Genomic DNA, 19,382 nt, shown 5'->3' with positions numbered 1-19,382 from the left:
AACCCTCTCTTCCATATTGTATGTACGTCAATTCGTCCCACATGCCTTGCCTGTAATGAATAAATGCCCCTGACAACCTGTTGTTGTAAGGGGCGGGCTCTTCTCGACAGCCGAAGCAATTTTATTTAACAACCCTGAAACAATAGAATTAACGACAACGATGAAAGCCGCCACATCCACCACAGCGAAAGCCGCCGCATCCACCACAACGAAATCCACCGCATTGAAAACCGCCGCAAAAACCTACACAAGATCCAACGCAAAAACCACCGCAAAAACCTACGCAAAAGCCCCCGAAGCCAACGCACAGCCGTGACGGATCCACCTGATTAACGCCATTTGGATATTGAACTCCCGGGTACTGGCCTTGCTGGTTCCAAGGTGTCATCTCTCCAGCCTGAAACTGGGAAACACTTAATTGTTGCAGATCATTTTGAAATTGATTCATTGTAAAAGCCTCCTATAATTTTTTTTCTGTTCACAGATACAACCATGAAGGAAGGAATGAACATAACATACATTCAGTCTATGGTAAATATCCGCATCTGTTACTGATTCAAACGCCCATTTTATGGGCATTTGTACCAAAGCAAGCTATTGTGGACAGAGGAACATCGCGGGTATCACCCAAATGAACCGATGTTTCGCGCAAATGGGTATCTATAGGAATTGAAAGAAAGCTCTTATTGCTGTACAATTAGCCATATTAAATGAGAATTATTCTCATTATTGTCTGGGAGGACAACCAAATGAGTATGGGTTTACATAATACGGAAACAGATATCGAGATCCTGTTCCAACAAACACTGCTTGAAGTCAGCACTATCGAATATCTCGATTACGGTACTTATCGGTCTGAAGAATCCTCAGAGCTTGACCACCATGTGCTGTTGTTTATTGTTGGGGGCAGCGGTGAAATGTTGTTAAATGGTCAGATGCTGCAGCTTTCACGTAAACATGCGTTCTTACTGCTGTCCGGGATGAAAGCTGTAATCAACAGCATGCATCAGCCTAATCTAAAACTATATCGGGTCTCGTTTGAGCTATATCGCCAGTCCGAATCAACCGATTCTTACAGAGGGTATGAAAAAGAACGCTCCTTTCCCGTTCAAGGACAAATTGCGATACATCAGTATGGCTTATTTTCCAGACTGATCAAGCTTTTATACGATAATCACCACTCACTGGATGTGGCCATGAAGCTGCAGCAGTCCATTTACATGTACGCAATTTTGCGTATGCTGCTTAAAGAAGCACAGTCCGTGATCACCATCGATACCTGGAATGCGTTTGATCAGTCGGTACGCTATATGCAGGATGCTTATCACACGGATATCACTCTGGATAAGCTGGCCGACCTGGCAGGCTTGAATCCCTCCTATTATTCGACACTGTTCAAGCAAAAGATGGATAAAAGCCCGATTGAATACTTAACCGGCTTGCGAATGAATAGAGCCAAGGAACTGCTGCTGCTCTCACAAGACAAAATTCGCAATGTGGCCCGTGAGGTCGGTTACAAGGATGAATTTTATTTCAGCCGTCGGTTCAAAGCCCAGTATGGCGTCGCGCCATCCGTCTATCTGAAGCATCACCACAGGAATGTGGCCTCGCTTTCTTACGCTTGCACTGATCATTTATACACACTTGGCATCGTCCCCTATGCGGCCAGAATCGATAAAGGACCGACTTCCATTACGGACCGTGTGTCGGAGCCGCTGGAAAGCTCCCAGTCCTGGGACATCTGGAGACAGAAGCTGATCCGGGTGAAGCCCGATATGATTATGTGCAAAGAAAATATATCCCTCCAAGCCAGAAACAACATAGGCGACATCGCCCCTATTATTGTGATCCCCTGGATGCAAAAGGATATTTTCTATCATATACAAGAAATTGCCCAGCTTGTAGATAAAGAACAGGCGGCCAAGGAATGGCGGGAGCGCCACGAACAGCGAGTAGAGCTTGCACGCAAAAAAATCGGGTCCGCTACCGGCAGTAAATCCGTTGTAATATGCACCTTTACTGCCAATGGACTTCGAATATACGGTGCGCGCAATATGGGTCATGTTTTCTATCGTTCCTTGCAAATGCGCCCCCCTGAAAAGCTGCAAAGGCAAATCGATAAGTATGATATTGGAACCGGACTGGTCTGGGTAGCCGCTTCTGCTGAGGAGATCGGCGATTACGAAGCGGATTACCTATTGCTTATCGCAAAGTCAGAGCAGGAGGCAAGAGCTGGCATGAAGCAGCTTCAGGCCACTGAGGCATGGCTTCGTCATCCGGCTGTAAAGTCCGGCAGAGTGTTCTTCATGAGCTTCAATCAATGGCTGATTTACGCACCGGATTCAATTGACCGGCAGCTGGAAGAAGCTGTCACCCTGTTGGCCGGTTCGGGTGGAAGGCAGCTCATCTAAAAATAATCCATGCAAAATAATCCCCCTTGTGTCATGGAATACTTGTCACATTCCCTGTATAATCAACGAGAATGATTATCATTATTATAAGAGGAGGATCATGAATGAGATACGGAAAACAGCTTGGTATCGCCATCACCTATGTCATGATGGCTGTACTCATACTTGCCTGCGGCAGCACAGGCAGCAATCAGGCTTCAGGCTCTAACCCAGCTCCAACACCACCACCTGCTAGCACTCCGACTTCTGACAGCGCAGCAAGCGGGACTAAGGAAACAGCAGCAGCCCCACAAGGAAGCCGGATCATTAAGCATGATCTCGGAGAAACGACGATCCAGGGCACACCACAAAGGATCGTTGTGCTCGAGCTTGGTTTTATTGATGCACTTCTTGATGTAGGGCTGAAGCCTCTCGGTGTCGCTGACGATAACAAACCTAACCTGATTGTGGAGGATGCGCTCAAAAAGATTGAAGGCTACACAGCCGTCGGTATGCGAGCCCAGCCAAGTCTGGAGAAAATTAAAGTACTGAACCCCGATTTAATTATTGCCGATACCGATCGCCACAAAAACGTTTACGCGGAATTATCAAAAATCGCGCCGACCCTTTCACTCAAAAATCTTAATGCCAATTATCAGGAAACACTGGATGCTGCGGCAACGATAGGCAATGCTGTGGGTAAAAAAAGTGAAATGGACAAGGTCCTCGAAACCCATAAAGCCAAGCTGAAAGCATTACAGACCAAAGCAGCCGGCATCAAAAAAAGTGTGCTGCTGATCGGCAACACGGATACGGAAATGACAGTCCGCCATGCTGAGTTTTTCTCATCACAGCTGCTGAGCACGATCGGATTTAACTATTTATTGAATAATAACTCCAAATTCGGAACGGTCGACCGAAATGTAAAAATGACAATTGAACAGCTGCTGGAGCTTGATCCGGACATCGTTATTTTAATGTCAGGTGATATTGACAAGAAAGATAAGGATGGCAATAGACCGGTTCATAAAGATCCCTTATGGCAAGAATTGAAAGCAGTCAAAACCAAACAAATGTTTGATGTGGATCGGTATGCGTGGTCACTTCGTCGCAGTGTGCAGGGTGCTAATGTGATGTTGGACCAAACCGAGAAAGAGATTTTGAAGCTGAAATAACCACTAATAGGTGGTACACACTTTTATGAACTGATCTTTTGCTAATTTTGTCGGGAAGGAAGTATTGAAGTGAGCCGTCCAGCACAACAAGTTGCACCCTTATCTACCTGGCAGCAAATCGGCAAAGCCCTATGGATTTCAGCGGCCGGGTTAATCATCCTGCTCATTGTCTTGTTTTTATCAGTCTCTTTGGGTTCGACCAACCTGTCACTCTCGACCATCTGGGCCTCCATCTTTCATAATGACGGCTCACGTGCACATATCATTCTCCAAAATGTGCGAATTCCGAGGATGATCGTGACGGCCTTTGTTGGAGCCAACCTGGCGGTCGCCGGTGCCTTGATGCAGGCTGTCACACGCAATGTGTTGGCATCCCCTGGCATATTCGGAATTAACGCCGGAGCAGCAGCAGCCGTCGTGTTTTTCACTGTTCAGGTCCCCTTTCTTTCCAGCGGCAATATGGTGTATGCAGCTTTTGTTGGTGGGGCTTCTGCGGCTGTCGTTGTCTATGCCATGGCTTCGGTCTTCAAGGGCAACCATATGGAGGTTCATCTTGCGCTTACTGGAGTTGCCGTTCAAGCGATACTCTCTGCGCTTACCCAGGGAATGATTATATTTAACGAGACACAAATGGATAGAGTGCTGTTCTGGTTAGCTGGTTCAGTGTCGTCGCGGAAATGGGAGCATGCCGAATTGATTATGTTATGGAGTGTGCCTGCTCTGCTCGCTGCTTTTTCCTTCGGGCGTGCAGCTTCCGTGCTCAGCCTGGGTGAGGAGCTGGCACGTGCGCTGGGGCAGCGGATTATGATCACACGAAGCCTTATGGCGATCATAGTTATCGTGCTGGCCGGAGTTTCTGTATCCATTGCCGGCCCGATCGGATTTGTCGGTTTGATTGTACCTCATATCGTCAGATATTTGATCGGGGTCGACTACAGGCTTGTCCTTCCATTATCCGCACTGTTCGGCTCGATCATGCTGGTGCTTGCAGATCTGGCTTCCCGTTATATCGTGTTTCCTTATGAAACACCCGTAGGTGTAGTAACTGCCTTAATCGGTACTCCTTTTTTTATTTATCTGGCTAGAAGACGTAAAAAGGAGGGGAAATAATGTCGTTTCCTGCCTCCAATTCGTTGCATAAATCCGTTAACCGACACGGCGCGGATCGCCGCAACTCTGCCATTATTACGTTTCTCATTATCGCTGTTGCGGTTAGTGTCCTGATTAACATCGCCATCGGTGATGTGCGAATCCACCCCGAGCAATTACTCCGTATTCTGACGGGCTCGGGCGATCCGCAGCTAAGCTCGATTATTGTCAGCTATCGGCTGCCTCGGGTAGCACTGGCTCTCTTGGTCGGAGCCAGTCTGGCGGTAGCCGGTGTTATCGCCCAAGGCGTCATGAGAAATCCGCTTGCTGCTCCTGATACACTGGGACTAACCGGGGGTGCGGGACTGGCTGCGGTTATCGTTACGCTGCTGCTCCCGCATTCGGTGCCCTCTACATTAACTACAGCAGCATTTATGGGCGGCATTATTGCGGCCTGCGCGGTATATGCGTTAGCCTACCGGCATGGTATCATTCCGGTTCGGCTGGCGCTTGTAGGTGTAGCAATCAGCGCATTTTGTTCAGCAGGCATTCAATTGCTGGTGTCCAAATCACTGCCGAATGTCAATGCGGCTTTAATTTGGCTGAGCGGAAGCCTCTGGGGCCGAACATGGGATCAGGTCCTTCATATGCTGCCATGGGTAGCAATCGTCATTCCCTTGGCCTGGCTGATGGGGCTTCGGCTTGACATCATCAGGCTTGGCGATCTGTCTGCCAAAGGCTTGGGCATCCATCTTGAGGGAACCCGCGTCCTGCTGCTGGTCATGGCTGTTCTGCTGACCGCTGCCGCTGTTGCAGCTGCTGGAACGATCGGTTTTGTCGGACTCATTACTCCGCATATGGCAAGGCGTCTTGTCGGTGCCAAACATCGAATATTAATGCCGGTTGCGGCACTGCTGGGAGGCTTGTTGGTGCTAATCGCCGATGCGCTCGGCCGCGGGTTGCTTCCGCCTCTGGAAATTCCGGCAGGCTTAATCGTATCGGTAATTGGCGGACCTTACTTTCTGTTCCTGCTCTGGCGTCATTCCAGACGCAGATAACCTGTTCCTATGCAAGCATATCTAACCATCCTAAGGAGGAATTATTAAATGCAATATGCTGTTCACTCATTTTCAGGACCAACTCTTACACTTTCCCAATTGATGGATTCTGCCACAACCTACGGCTATGCAGGAGTAGAGCTGCGGGTCGGCGTTGGACATGCTCATGGTGTGGAGCTTTCTGCCGACTCACACCAAAGAGCAGAATGGAAACGTCTGGCTGTAGAGAGTGGAATCCCCATCATCTGCCTTGGCGTTTCGATCATATGCTCACGGCCCGATTCCGACAAAGAAATCGCTTCGGCCTTGGATTATATTAAACTCGCCTCCGACGTCGGCGCTCCGATTCTGAGGGTGGCTGGTGGCAAAATTCCTGCTGGCGGCACACGCGAGCAAACACTGGCCGCCATTGAGAGAGTGCTGAATGCCATCTTGCCATCTGCCCGTGAGCATGGCATCACGATTGCGATCGAAACCCATGATGATTGGTCAGATCCTGTACAGATGGCCAGCCTGATGCGAGCAGTCGATGATCCACAGGTGGTCGTCCTATGGGACGTACTGCACACGAAGCGTCGTGGACTGGCTGAGCCGGCGGAAGTCATCACCCATTTGGGGCCATGGATCCAGCATGTTCATTTTCACGATGCTTCATTTGATTCAGAGCACAAGGAACACAAGCCGATCGGAGAAGGCGATCTCGATTTTGCCAAAATTGCCGCCGCACTTCAAAGTATCCACTATAAGGGTTATGCCAGCGGAGAATGGTCTGGATGGGAGGAGCCTTACCAGACACATTTGCCTCGTGAGCTGAAAGCCTTCCAATCCTTTGTAGAGCGCGCTGCCCATCCCTCTCTCGACTAGGATGAGCTCATTACACATAAGTTGAAATCAATAAAAAGATTGCCAATTAACCGGTCCTCCGACCGACATCATTGGCAATCTTTTTAATATCAGAAAGGAATCGCTGCGCCTTTCTTCCTTACCCTCTTATTTCATTTTGACCAAACAACAGCAACGAACCCCGTAAATATGCAGATCCCACGAGATCGTTAATATCAGGTTCGTACTAACTTTATACTTCTTGTATTTTGATGAAAAAGGATGAACATAAGGCAATGCACAAAACAACCGCCAGTGCTTCAAATGTTAGGAAGTAGCTTCCAAGCTTCAGCAGGTTCAGTACGACAATCGGGCCAAGAGTTGCTCCTATGAATAAAATAAAAGAGTATAGGCTGATCGCGGTACCGCGTGCATGACCCACAGTGCTTCCAACAAGCGAAATAAGCGTTGGAACCGTTACTGAAATCCCGCCAACAAAAATAACACTCATAACAATAAGAATGGATAGGTTAGAGCTAAATCCAACTATGGAAAGACCTGCTGCCGCCAGCCCCAATCCTGCCTGCAGTACCCTCTTCACGCCGAATTTGGCTACCAAACGACCTGCAAATAGAGATAAGATCATGCCTAAGATCCCCGCTGCACGTACCAGTAAAATCTGATCAGGATTTAATTGAAACGGGGTCTGCGTCAGGTAGCTTCCAAGCGCCGTATACATCCCTACAAACGAGAATAGTAGAGTCACGGTTATGATATAGCAGACAAATAGTGATTTTCGGAATAACACTGCTGCTATTTGTTTGAGTGGGGCTCTTGCACCTGCAGTTGTCTGATGAATTGCTCCATTGGGAACAAGACTGCCGAGCAGAATGGCACATACTAAATATAAGCCACCAAGAAAGTAAAACACATAAGGCCAGCCTAAGCTTTGACTAATGATACTGCTAAACAGCTGTCCAGCAATCCCCGCCAACAAAAAGCCAGTGCTTACAAACCCGATTGTGGTTACCCTTTTATGCGCAGGAAACATTTCCACAACATAGGCAAGTACAGCGGGGGCGAATGTTGCCGCAGCCAGGCCCTGTAACGCACGAAGAACAATTAAACTGGACAGGTTTGTCACGAAACCCAAGGTTGGCGTAATGAGTAATAACGCAACCAAACCGGACATCATCATTTGTTTGCGGCCATAACGATCAGATAAAGGACTGAATAATAAAAACCCTATTGCGTAAAAGAATGAAAACGCGCTGCTGGTCCATGCCGCTGTGGACGGTGTAACGTGGAAACTACTTACAAAAACAGATACCAATGGCAAGGTGATATATAAGCTGGACACAACAATCAGGCTGCACCATACAAGTATACCCGTCATCAAAGGATAGTTATTGGCAAGTGATTTACGTTGTTTTGCAACCCATTCCGTCATGAACAACCCCCTCTTTCATCTGAAGAAGCCCCCTCTATATGTCAAATGAGAAGGGGCTTCTTCTGAGCAAGCGATTATGCTTCCAATTTCAATTCAGTAATTCGACTGTTTTCCAAAAAGTCAGGATCAGCTGCGACAGCACCTGCCTGTCCCCAATTTATCAAGGGAGTGTCGCGCAAGATCACCAAAATTTTATCAGGAGGGATATTGAACAGCTTGTTTGTGACGACAGTTAACTCCTTAATCCATTCTTTCTTTTGTTCCTCGTTGAATCCTTCCCAGCAGTCAATATTGATAATTGGCATAACATCATCTCCCTTATTAGTCTAGCTAAATCAACTTAATAAATTAGCTGCATTTATTGTAACATATTTACAAACTAAGTCAATTATTTTCGTATGAGTAAATTAAAAAGAGTCACGATTTACGCGACTCTTCCTGTAATGGTGAATTAGATTTTCGAAAATGCTCTGAGTGTTGCTTTTAATCCTTAACAGGACATATGGACCAAAGACTTTATGGCAGCAGTCCCATGTACATAAGCTCTGATGGATTAGCGGGGTTGTGGCCCAAGCCGACCCGATCTCCCGCACGCGGAATTTGGATTTTTGATACGATTGTTTCCAATGTCTTCTGGGATGTGCTCCCGTCGTTCTCTATCACATTCAACACGAGGACAACAACCGGATCGTAATTGATGAGCTTGCCCGTATCTGTTACCGATACAACAATGGCAGTTGCGCTAATCGGCACGGTGCCGCTTGATGCTAATTGTGCCTGTTTCGCCGATTCCAGGCTTTGGTTGATGAGATTCCTATGCTCCTTGGAAACCGTGCTTTTCATAAACAGCCCCGTCAATCCTTTATTCATCAGATTATCTGCCTGCTCCAGAGCGTCCTGCGGTTTTTTATTTTTTCCGAATCCGAACATACGCATCACACCTCTCATTGTTTGGTTTGTCGTTGTATATTAAGTGTAAACGACCGTCATTAAGCTGACAATAGTATCAGCGACATACAAACAAGTCAGGGATAAGGCGAGTTTTCCTGTTGTTCACGCTTCGTTTTTTTTCAAAAAGCGCTTATTTTGCAAAAATTTGGGTCTAAAACACCATTCATTGGTCCCTGTCGCTCCTAAGTTTTGTTTGCATTTTGTTTACATTGGACTGGAAGACCCCCCTCCTCCACTATTTCTTAACAAATACACAAGCTTCCGATAATACATAGATGATTCCTTGTAACGACGACCTTCCTCAGAGACGACTGCCAATGATTCATAAAGTTGCTCGAGACGCAATGCATGCTGACTGGCTTCGAAATAAGGCAAGCATTCCAGTGCGTGGCTTTGAAACATCTCCATATCCTCTAGCGCAAGCGCCAGTTGACTTTCATAAAAGGCCAGCGCCATTCTCTGATCCGTGCCTGTGTGGGAAATTCGCAGCCGCTCAATTCCTTGTGAAAGCAATCCCCAATTTTTCTGGGCAAAAGCGGCTTCACAGCGATAAATGGTTATAACCGGCTCGAGCAGCTGTTGGGATTCCACTGGCTCATTGGCGAGTATGGACTCGAATCGGGCGATTTCGTCCAACGCTTTATCGGACTCTCCCGTCATTGTTAGCATGACGATCCGGTTGTTCATAATTGTCGTGTAAACATCACCCGGCTGTTGTAAATAAACGAGGTTAGCTTCTGCCATGGAAAGAGCACGTAACGCTTCCTGTACAAGCCCCATCGCAAAGCAGTAGCCGCTGTAAGCCACATACAGCCCGGATAGACGATGGAACACTCGATCATCGATGATTTGCTGCATCGTCTGCTCGAACACCTGCTTCGCCTGTTCGAACTGCTTCAGTAGAACGTATGCCTCCATCCTGATGTTTTGTACCGTCAGCCATATTTCCGTCCCCGGTTCCACAAGACTGTTCAAGCGTTGCACATCGTTCAGCACGTCGTTGTAGCTGCTTTTGGAGCGAAAATGTTGGATTCTATATAGCAAAAGCGCTTTCTTCAAGGGCAACGGCAGATCGACTTCTTCGGACTTTCCGTATTTCTCTAAATAATGGTTCAAGTAAGACTGATGCAAATAGTCATAAGCGCTCTGATTGTTCATCTGTTGATAGTAGACAGCCTTCATTAAGGAAGTTGTCAGCTCGACGACGAGTGCATCATCCCGATCGTCTTGGGCATCCACGTAACTATCGGATACAGACTGCTCGGACATGGTCTGGAAAATATTCTCCGCCCGCTGCATCGTAGGCTCATCGGTTGCCGCCGCTTTGGTCAAATAGGTAACAGGGACGCCGAGACGGCCCGCGATATGCTCCACCAAATCATCAGCGAATGGATACCTTCCAGCCAAAATGTTGGCAAAATGAGACTGCGTGACGAGTCCCTCCACGAGTTCTTTCCGTGATATTTGCTTCTTTTTGCACAGAAGCTCGATACGTTCCTTGAGCATGAGGCTCTCCCCCGCTTTCTGAAACCTATTGTACAAGCTAGCAGGTCCTAAATCCAAGTGCAAACAGTCCTATTCGTGGTATCGTATGAGGACAGCAGAAAAAATCCCCGTAGAGACACTGTAAAAGTGATACCTACGGGGAAATCCGCTATTTATGCGTATGAACTTCCTTTTGAGTACCAGAGTACAAATACTCCTCTTGTGGGGCATATCGTCTAGGAAAGCGTATCTTCGCTCTCCGAATTATCAGCCTGCATATGTTCTTGTCGGGCTTTATACAGCTGTTCTTTGGCATCCTGAACATCTTGGTCTTGATCAACATTACTATGTCTGGCTTCATTTAGTGCGTGTAATGCTTGATTCATAGCATTTTGGGCTTGTGTCCTTGCACTTTGTTCTTGTTCGTTCGTTTGTTGGTCTGTCATTGAACATTCCTCCTTCAAGTTTTACAGCAAAGTTAATATGGTCAAAATGTTCATTAGCAATTCATATTTTTGGAATTTGATGATTATTTAATTAAATTTGAACACACCTGTTGATCAACCACAAAATCGCAGAAAAATAGCCACACCCCCGGTAAATGTTTGTACCCCTGCAACTTAACCGAAGTAAGGTGGCGACTTCATGAAAAATCTACCACCATCCTGTCCATCCTTCAATCCGTTCTATCTAAAGAAGAAATCGATTCGGCAATTTGCTGTATTCGAGGAGCTTTTGCATCGGCTCGTCCGAATCTGTAATCGTCAAACCACCCGCAAGCCGGCCTTTCCTAAAGAATTGCTTATTGTTCTAAAGGGTCTGTAAAATTCGCGAATGTCCTTAACCAGCAATTCCGGTTCTTCCAGAGCAGGAAAATGGCCACCGCGGGGCATTGCATTCCAGCGAGTTATATTCAGGTTGCGTACAGCCCATTCCCTGGGTGGCAATAATATATCTGCCGGGAAAAGAGCGACGGCTGTTGGTACCTCTATGCGACCAAGAGGCGGCAAAGAATGCGAATTCTCATAATACATACGTGCTGTTGATCCTATAGTATTGGTAACCCAATAGATCATAATATGCGTGAGCAGTTCATCCTCGCTGAATCGTTGCCGCAGGTCCCCCTTACAATCGCTCCAAGCACGGAATTTATCAATAATCCAACCAGCCAGACCTGCTGGCGAGTCGGACAGTCCGTAGGCAAGAGTCTGGGGTCTTGTCGATTGAATGGAGATATAGCCACCTTCATGGGCAAGCCATTCCTGAGCATTCTTCTTATATTGCAGTTCTTGCTCTGAAAGCCCTGCCGGATCTTGTGCAGTCATGAGATCTCTAATGATCCCGATATCGGTTAAGTGGATTCCGACAAGCAGCTCAGGATGGTTCGCCGCAAGATATCTGGTAACACCGGAGCCAATATCCCCGCCTGCAGCAGCGAATTTGTTATAGCCAAGTTCTTGTGTCATTAGTTTAGCCCACATCTCGGAGACATGAAAATTATTGACGCCACGATGGTCAGGACGGCTAGAAAAGCCAAACCCTGGCAGCGAAGGGACAATAACATCAAAAACGTCCTCAGGGTCACCACCGTGGGCAGCGGGATCAGTAAGAAACGGGATAATCTTCTGGTAACGCAGATAACTGTCCGGCCATCCGTGAGTAAGGATAATAGGCAACGGATTAGGTCCTTTACCGCGCTCATGCACGAAGTGAACATCTATCCCATCAACATTACTGCGAAATTGAGAAAAGCGGTTTAATTTCGCTTCTTGAACACGCCAGTCAAAATGGTCTCGCCAATAGGCAACGAGCGACTGTAAATAACTTAATTCAGTGCCTTGCTCCCAAGCGGAATCTTCTAATTGATCCGGCCAGCGGACGTGATTCAGCCTGTATTGTAGATCGTCAAGCACTTCATCGGATACCTGGATTTGAAAACGTTCAACAGCCATAATGATTTCCTCCCAATCGTTTAATCTTGACAGTTTGAGCAGCTGTCGTGGAAAATGTGGCTTATGGAATGTAGTCCTTTAGCTGCTCATTTGGGGTTGATTCACAATCTAATTATAACCTTTGAATTTGTATGCTACACTGTTATAAGTGAAGCAACCAACTATACTATTTGATAGGTGAAAAAAATGCCGCAAATGGACCGACACAAAGAACGTACGGTGAAAATAGAATTTGTCGCAGTGGAGGATTTCAGTATTCTTCCTTATCCTGAACGGTATACGCTGATTTTTATTACGTCAGGAAGTATAAATGGGATATTGAATGAACGTCCCATATCCATTAGCGCTCCTGGTGTCCTTTGCTTGGCTGAAGACGATAATGTGCAAGTGGTTGAAAAGATTAATGTATCTGCTCAATCCTTTAGTTTTCATCCCGAATTTCTTAACACCATTACTCTTACCGAAACGAAAGATTATTTTCCTGCAGCTCCTAGAATCCAAACTGGACTTTCCCTTTTTCAAAGGGATCATTTGTATACTGGTGTACCTCGTGTAACCGAGAAAGCATACCCCCTATTGTTTGAATGGTTTTTCGTACTTGGCACCGAAGTGCAGGCGCAAAGTGATGCACTTTGGGTGTGCAGAATAAAAAAGTATCTCATCCAAATTTTAGGTTTGATGGAGGAATTAAATCAAAATAGTGAACATTCACCTGTCGATAAAGTATTAGATTATATACACACTAATTATTCGCGAAAGATTTCATTAAACGATTTGACGAATTGTGCTCATTTGAACCGTGTGACTCTGAATAAATTGTTTCAGGAGAGATGTGGAAAAACAGCATTTGGTTACTTGCTTACACATCGCTTGAAGGTTGCGAGTGATCTTTTGACACATACCGATATGAGCCTTAATGAAATTGCACATTCCACTGGATTCGAGTATGACACCTACTTTATCAAACAGTTTACAGCTAGAAAAGGGATGTCACCTACAACGTATCGAATTACATCCCGCAAGTTTGGTACTGCTCAATAACAACAGGCCTGTTGATTGAACATTTTACCTTGTTGACGGCTCTTTTTCTACCATTTAGGGGTTAATCAACGGGCCTGAAATTTGGCAAACGTTTGTTTTCTAAAATCGTCCCAATTGGGGGTCGAAATGTTGGATTGTTGTCTCAACTTATCGAACGAATCATATAAGTCCGCTATTTTTCTAATACCTGAAACCCCTCATCCATTACGGAAATAGCTTGCTTTAATAGCTTCTTGTCCTTATGGAGTTCAAAGCCACAATGGGGACGATATGGCTTTTTAGCCAAGCATCAGTGCCGCCACACAAGCATGCCCGATAACGCAAAAAAACTGCCGATCCCGGCAGCCTGCTAATTCAATAAACTCTTGACTGTAAATTTAATACCATTGTAATTCTTGTTGGTACACAACCCGCTTGTTCCCCTCAACGATTTCACCGATAACATAACTTTTCAACCCGAATGCAGCTACGTGCTCCATCACACTTTGGGCTATTTCTGAATCTACAACCAGCACTAGGCCAACACCCATATTGAATGTGCGCAGCATGTCCTGTTCATCCACGTTCCCCATATTACGAATGATTTGGAATAAGGGCAGAATATCAATACGGGATAAGTCAATGAGCGCGTTCAAATGTTCCGGAATTACCCGGTTCAAGTTTCCTTCAATACCGCCACCCGTAATATGAGCCATTCCATGAAGTCCATCCATCCCAAACAAATCTCTCAGAGGTTTGTAATAACATAAGTGCGGCTTCATAATGGCATCCAAAAAACTCTCATCACCTACCCTCTGGTTCAGAACTTCTGGATGCTTGTCCATTATAGCCCGAACAAGTGTATACCCGTTCGTATGAACTCCATTAGACGCGACAGCTACAATAACATCTCCCTTGCGTATGGCTGACCCGTCTATGATTTTCGATTTGTCGACGATGCCAACAATACTGGACGTAAGTATATAGGAGCCTTTCTCCAGCACTCCCGGCTGGATCGATGTCTCGCCACCAGTGAGCACACAATCCTGTTCCTTACAAGCCGCAGAAACAGCGTCGACAATTTCGCTGATGGTTTCTTTATCAACGGCGCCACTAATGATTGCGTCCTGAACTGCAAGCGGTTTGGCACCCATAACAATGATGTCATTGATCAAATGGTTAATCATATCGTAGCAAATTGAACGTACCCGTCCATGTTGAAAAGCCAGCTTTTGCTTGGACCCAGGCTCCTCAGTTTTCATGACCAATACGGGATGATCATACTCCGGAAATTTAAAATCGTACAGTGACGCGAACGCACCCAGCGAGTTTAATACTCGACTATTGTTCGTCTGCAGACTTTTGGCCATATTCTGTTTGACAGCATCGGTATCGTCAATATTAATACCGGTTTCTGCATAAGTGAGCTTGTCATTTCCCATGGATTTGCCGCCTCTCATTTACTTGTATTTCCAATTATAGTAACACACCTAATTAGTTAACAAAAGTTCTGGAGAGAGGCATCCAGAGCAAGCACGAACTTTAGTTTTTCGTCACAACAAACGAAACTACCGTGCCGACCCTGCTCGCTTTCGATTGTAAGACCTGTAAGCTAACCCGAAAGCAAGCTTCTACACAAGCAGTTTCCACAATCACGCGCACTCTTTTCTCCTCATTGTGTTGCATTGTCTACATATTTGCTAGTAAAGTCGGTATATTTTTTTGATTTTCAGCAAGCCAAATCATTTCTTTTGCAAACCGAGCGGGAGGTACACTATGTTGATCCATGTTAGCATTAATCCACCATGTACTTTCCATATACCATAACAACTGTAATGAATAGGTTAAGTAACCCTCTTCCACGTTGCGTTCCTCCTTGTACCCTTCCATAAACGCTGCGGCCAGTGAGACTTCTAAATGATCATCTACGGCACAGGACATCACAGCTCGAGCTACATCAAGCTGCGGATAGTCATATTTGAGTCGATCAAAATCCAGAATTGCCGTTAAACGGTGGTCATCAAATAAAAGGTTATCCACCCACAGGTCACGATGTGCCCATCCCAATTGAAGTAACTCCAGGATTTCCATATGCATGTCTTCCGTTGCTTTTATTTGTGTTTCTATGTTGGCAAGTAAATGAGTTTTACCAGATTCCTTTGTTTTTACCCAAACTGAGTTCCAATGTGCTATACGTTCCTCACGGCTGGGAGGGATAAACTGAGGGCTATTTTTAATACCAATGGTCCCGTCGTTTAACAATCGATGCATTTTTCCTGTAGTTCGACCCAAATCGTATATTTGATGAACATTGGCTTTACCTGGCTCAATTAGCTTGCCCTGGCAATATTCCATCACCATGAAAAGTTCTCCATGATCCGACTCAAGCAATATTTTTTCGTTATACGATAACACATTGGGACACGCCAGACCTTGGTTATACATTCTAACCTGTTGAGAAAGCGCAAACAACAGCTCGTCTGGTATATATTTTTTATATCTTTCCTTGTTATATTGCTTGAGTACAAAATCCCCGGCTTCAGTTTTTATTTTCCATTTTAAGTTTAGCCATCCTCGTTTGATTGGAGCCGATTCAATTACATCCAAACCGAAGAAACGATGAAATGATTGAAGCAGGTCATCCAAGATCATTTCCTCTGTCCATAATGTTCCCATTTGCCCAGCTCCTAAATTTACAATGTCCAATTGTATATTCTTTAGAGAGACCACAATAACCTTTTTGATAAATACAAATTTTTTCATTATCCTGACCGTTTACCTCTTCGCGTCTAGTAGCTCATTGATTGATTGTAAGGATACATAACATAATTTACAGATTGTTCAGTCAAAAATGTAATTTAGAATTAGAAACACTGCAAATCAAGATACTAATTACTGCAAATAATAATATAAATAACTTCAAATGTTATATTGACAGATGTTAATCGAGCGTTTATGATAATTATATGTTATAAAACATGACTTAAAATCTTAACTGTTATTCTCTTGTATAAGCTCATTAATGGGTATGAGCGTCTCGACCAGGCAACCGTAAATTGCCCCAGGCTACAAGAGGCTGCATAAATTGGAGGTCCCTTTATTTCGAACGCCCATCCAGGCACCGAAGTATAAGGTCAGCTTCATTATGCACCTCTTGCGTCTGGGGTTTTCCGCGTTAAGTTGCAAGACCCAATAATCCATGAGGTGATAAAAGATGAGTATGAATCCACAATTATCTGCTGAACCTGCCCAAATCCAACTCCCACGAGACTGTACATTCACACCTAATGACTGGCAGGTGCTTTCCCAATACTGGTTCCCGGTCGCTATTGCAAGTGATATTGCGGATAAACCTGTGGGTGTCACACTGTTGGATGTGAAGCTCGTCTGCTACCGGAGCCACGGCAAGGTCATTGTTGCTCGTGATCTTTGCTTCCATCGTGGAGCTCCCCTCAGCAAGGGCTGGGTGGAAAACGAAGAAATCGTATGCCCTTATCATGGCTTCCGCTACAATTGTGAAGGAACCTGCACCTCTGTTCCGGCACACCCGAATACCAAAATTTCACCAAAGCTGAAATTAATCGTGTACCCGACCGTCGAACGGTACGGTCTGATCTGGACTTCTCTGTCTTCTACCAGCGAGCAGATTCCGGATTTATCTGGATGGGACGATCCGGATTTCATCAATATTACACTGCCGAGCTTTGATATTGCAGGTTCTGCCGGACGCCAGATGGAAGGTTTTCTGGATGTATCACACTTCGCTTACGTACACATCGAGACCTTCGGAGACCGCAACAATACCGAGGTTCCGCAATATAAGGTCAAACGGGAGGGTGACCAGCTAATTGCCGACTATTGGAGCACCGTTAGCAATTATGGTAAAGGACAGGAAAATATCGCTGAAGAGGGATTCATGTGGCTGCGCGCATTCCGTGTATTCCCGCCGTTTGCAGCTTCCCTTACCGTACATTTTCCAAACGACGGAAAGCTGATGATTCTGAACTGCGCTTCTCCGGTTTCGGCCCGCTATACTCGGCTATTTTGTCCGATTTCTCGTAATTTCGACAAAAATGCTCCTGTAGAGGATACAATCAAGTTTAATCTACAGGTGTTTCAAGAGGACCGGGATATGGTCGAAGCACAGACTCCCGAAGATTTGCCGCTTGACCTCCAAGCCGAAGCCCATATACCAGCAGACCGTACATCCATCGCTTATCGGCAGCTGCTTAGTGAGATCGGGCTGGGAAGATCGTACACGTCTTAGGATGACTGATTCACACAATAGGTACAAAAAACCTCAAACCACTATTAACGTGGGTGAGGTTTTTTTGTAATTCCACAAAGCCGAAAAGCCGACTTTTCACTTGGCATTTTCTTTAGAAAACAGTTAATGACAGCATTAAAATATTCGACTGTTCCAGCCTACCAGCTTGGCTATCGCTTCTACATAATAATAATCCCCGTAAATTAAAGAAACCTGGATATCACGCCCGGCTGGCTTATGTCCAGTAGCTTCCAGTAGAATACCTTCGTATTCCGGTTGGTCCAGTGTGCTATAATTGTGCGTCAAAGACAGCAGTATGGATTCAGCCGCAGTCCGGTATATCCAGCTCTCTTCAGCCGGAACCTGAGCCGCGATTTCGAGTAAACCGGATGCAGCAATGCTTGATGCAGAAGTATCTCTCGGCTCATGGGTGAAATCCGGAAGCCGAAAATCCCAATAGGCAACAAAATCATCAGGAAGGCAGCTCATAAAGTAGTGAGCCGTCCGTTTGGCGGCGCTCAAATACTTAACGTCTCCTGTATATTTATAAGTGTTGGCCATTCCATATATCGCCCAGGCCTGTCCACGGCTCCAGGATGATGTCGGCGAATACCCTTGGCCTGCCACGTATTCCTCGACATTTCCCGTATCCGCATCGAATATAGTGATGTGATGGGACGATCCATCCTCTCTGATCGTATGCTGCAAAACAGTATCCGCATGTGCACGTGCAATTTGTGCAAACCGGGGATCACCGAGCTCCTTTGAAGCCCAAAATAAGATCGACAGGTTCATCATCGTATCGATAATTGAAGCTCCTGGACGTGACGCCTGATTCTGAGCCCTTATAAAGCCTCCGGCTAAATTAAACCTGCCAGCTAATATGTTCGCAGCCTGCAACCCTCTGCGCTTTGCGTCCGTGTCACCCGTCAGCTTGTATTTAATTACAGCCGTAGCCAGGAATTGAAACCCGACGTCATGATGAAAGCGGTTGTCCCGCATAAAGCATTGTTCTATTCGTTCATCCCAGGACCACGCTGCATCACGATATATCGCTTTGCCTGTCATATCGTTCAATATCCAAAGCATACCCGGCCAAAAACCGGAGGTCCACCAGTCCAAGGCATCATCGTCGTAAATGCCTGAAACAGATACGTGAGGACTACGCTCCCCCAGCTGCTTTATCATACAGTCCACCTTGATTTGAATCCGACTCCAACAGTCTGACCAGGGTTTCTCCTTAAGTTGGATCAAGTTATGATTCAATGTCAGTCCTCCTTTTTAATTTGCAGTTGTGCAGTCGAGCATCACATGAATCGTATCTCTCCTAAGTAAAGTCGCTGACAGATGATTTTAATTATAAAGCAACTCTTACATGGGGAATATCTACAATCCTCAGATGTTTTTGTCTGTTCTCACCTTCTTCAAGCCAAGCACAACTATACGCAGCTCAAATGTGCCTCAACTTAGGAAAAGGAAAAGCGACGCTCCCTATGATTTAGGACCGTCGCTCACATTTGCCAAACTCTTAAACAAATAACCATTCACACAACCCCTATCAGGCTGAGTGAATGGTTATTTGTTTGTAACCTTGCGGGTTAGCGAGACTAACCAAAAGGATACTTATTACTTCGATGTAGAGATGTGCAAGAGGTGTCCGTTTAAAGCGGGATGCTATACCGAAGGAGCTAAGAGCAAAACGTATTCGGTGAGTTTTGATCTC

The 19,382-nt window shown here is 45.7% G+C and carries 17 protein-coding genes and 1 riboswitch; of the genes, 7 read left to right on the top strand and 10 right to left on the bottom strand.

Annotation, left to right across the window (positions count from 1 at the left end; translation table 11 throughout):
• Positions 1-148: 148 nt before the first annotated feature.
• Positions 149-448: a heterocycloanthracin/sonorensin family bacteriocin gene (locus tag BK127_RS25240; RefSeq protein WP_076234292.1), complete on the bottom strand. Its 300-nt coding sequence runs from the start codon at positions 446-448 to the stop codon at positions 149-151.
• Between the two features lie 301 nt (positions 449-749).
• Between BK127_RS25240 and BK127_RS25235 the strand changes: the two genes are divergently transcribed.
• The 5 genes from BK127_RS25235 to BK127_RS25215 all read left to right on the top strand — a co-directional run bounded on the left by BK127_RS25235 (position 750) and on the right by BK127_RS25215 (position 6,576).
• Positions 750-2,411, top strand: coding sequence for an AraC family transcriptional regulator (locus BK127_RS25235; protein ID WP_076234291.1), 1,662 nt, complete (start codon positions 750-752; stop codon positions 2,409-2,411).
• Positions 2,412-2,515: 104 nt separating this feature from the next.
• Complete coding sequence (locus BK127_RS25230) at positions 2,516-3,565, top strand: ABC transporter substrate-binding protein (RefSeq protein WP_076234290.1); 1,050 nt, start codon at positions 2,516-2,518, stop codon at positions 3,563-3,565.
• A gap of 117 nt (positions 3,566-3,682) precedes the next feature.
• Positions 3,683-4,675: a FecCD family ABC transporter permease gene (locus BK127_RS25225; protein WP_076234343.1), complete on the top strand. Its 993-nt coding sequence runs from the start codon at positions 3,683-3,685 to the stop codon at positions 4,673-4,675.
• Positions 4,675-5,712: a FecCD family ABC transporter permease gene (locus tag BK127_RS25220; RefSeq protein WP_076234289.1), complete on the top strand. Its 1,038-nt coding sequence runs from the start codon at positions 4,675-4,677 to the stop codon at positions 5,710-5,712. The genes BK127_RS25225 and BK127_RS25220 overlap by 1 nt, the downstream gene beginning before the upstream one ends.
• Positions 5,713-5,760: 48 nt before the next feature.
• Complete coding sequence (locus BK127_RS25215; protein ID WP_076234288.1) at positions 5,761-6,576, top strand: sugar phosphate isomerase/epimerase family protein; 816 nt, start codon at positions 5,761-5,763, stop codon at positions 6,574-6,576.
• A gap of 211 nt (positions 6,577-6,787) precedes the next feature.
• Here BK127_RS25215 and BK127_RS25210 read toward each other — a convergent pair whose 3' ends face one another.
• From BK127_RS25210 to BK127_RS25185, 6 genes are all read right to left on the bottom strand, one after another.
• On the bottom strand, positions 6,788-7,984 hold the full coding sequence (locus BK127_RS25210) for an MFS transporter (protein ID WP_076234287.1): 1,197 nt from the start codon (positions 7,982-7,984) through the stop codon (positions 6,788-6,790).
• A 74-nt stretch (positions 7,985-8,058) separates the two neighbouring features.
• Entirely contained in the window at positions 8,059-8,289 is a 231-nt protein-coding gene (locus BK127_RS25205; protein WP_076234286.1) for a tautomerase family protein, read from the bottom strand.
• A 211-nt stretch (positions 8,290-8,500) separates the two neighbouring features.
• Positions 8,501-8,914 (bottom strand): hypothetical protein, encoded by a 414-nt coding sequence (locus BK127_RS25200; RefSeq protein WP_076234285.1) that lies wholly within the window; start codon positions 8,912-8,914, stop codon positions 8,501-8,503.
• 225 nt (positions 8,915-9,139) lie between these two features.
• A complete protein-coding gene (locus tag BK127_RS25195) occupies positions 9,140-10,441 on the bottom strand; it encodes a helix-turn-helix domain-containing protein (RefSeq protein ID WP_076234284.1) in 1,302 nt (433 codons plus the stop codon).
• A gap of 215 nt (positions 10,442-10,656) precedes the next feature.
• The gene (locus BK127_RS25190) at positions 10,657-10,866 is read right to left on the bottom strand and encodes a hypothetical protein (RefSeq protein WP_076234283.1); all 210 of its coding nucleotides are present in this window, start codon (positions 10,864-10,866) and stop codon (positions 10,657-10,659) included.
• A 318-nt stretch (positions 10,867-11,184) separates the two neighbouring features.
• Complete coding sequence (locus BK127_RS25185) at positions 11,185-12,372, bottom strand: epoxide hydrolase family protein (protein WP_076234282.1); 1,188 nt, start codon at positions 12,370-12,372, stop codon at positions 11,185-11,187.
• 186 nt (positions 12,373-12,558) lie between these two features.
• Between BK127_RS25185 and BK127_RS25180 the strand changes: the two genes are divergently transcribed.
• Positions 12,559-13,413 carry a helix-turn-helix domain-containing protein gene (locus BK127_RS25180; RefSeq protein WP_076234281.1) on the top strand — a complete coding sequence of 285 codons (855 nt, stop codon included), beginning with the start codon at positions 12,559-12,561 and terminating at the stop codon, positions 13,411-13,413.
• 377 nt (positions 13,414-13,790) lie between these two features.
• Here BK127_RS25180 and purM read toward each other — a convergent pair whose 3' ends face one another.
• Both purM and BK127_RS25170 read right to left on the bottom strand, forming a co-directional pair.
• Positions 13,791-14,834 (bottom strand): phosphoribosylformylglycinamidine cyclo-ligase, encoded by a 1,044-nt coding sequence (gene purM, locus BK127_RS25175; protein ID WP_076234280.1) that lies wholly within the window; start codon positions 14,832-14,834, stop codon positions 13,791-13,793.
• A gap of 247 nt (positions 14,835-15,081) precedes the next feature.
• Positions 15,082-16,068 (bottom strand): phosphotransferase, encoded by a 987-nt coding sequence (locus tag BK127_RS25170; RefSeq protein WP_076234342.1) that lies wholly within the window; start codon positions 16,066-16,068, stop codon positions 15,082-15,084.
• A 310-nt stretch (positions 16,069-16,378) separates the two neighbouring features.
• Positions 16,379-16,481: riboswitch (purine riboswitch) on the top strand.
• Between the two features lie 125 nt (positions 16,482-16,606).
• Between BK127_RS25170 and BK127_RS25165 the strand changes: the two genes are divergently transcribed.
• Complete coding sequence (locus BK127_RS25165; RefSeq protein ID WP_076234279.1) at positions 16,607-17,659, top strand: aromatic ring-hydroxylating oxygenase subunit alpha; 1,053 nt, start codon at positions 16,607-16,609, stop codon at positions 17,657-17,659.
• Positions 17,660-17,794: 135 nt separating this feature from the next.
• On the opposite strand, the gene BK127_RS25160 is transcribed toward BK127_RS25165, so the two are convergent.
• Positions 17,795-18,847 (bottom strand): glycoside hydrolase family 88 protein, encoded by a 1,053-nt coding sequence (locus tag BK127_RS25160; protein WP_083689570.1) that lies wholly within the window; start codon positions 18,845-18,847, stop codon positions 17,795-17,797.
• Positions 18,848-19,382: the final 535 nt, after the last annotated feature.

Source organism: Paenibacillus sp. FSL H7-0331 (genome assembly GCF_001956045.1).
The sequence above is the reverse complement of the archived record's forward strand: the minus strand, read 5'-3'. Positions and strand labels throughout refer to the sequence as shown.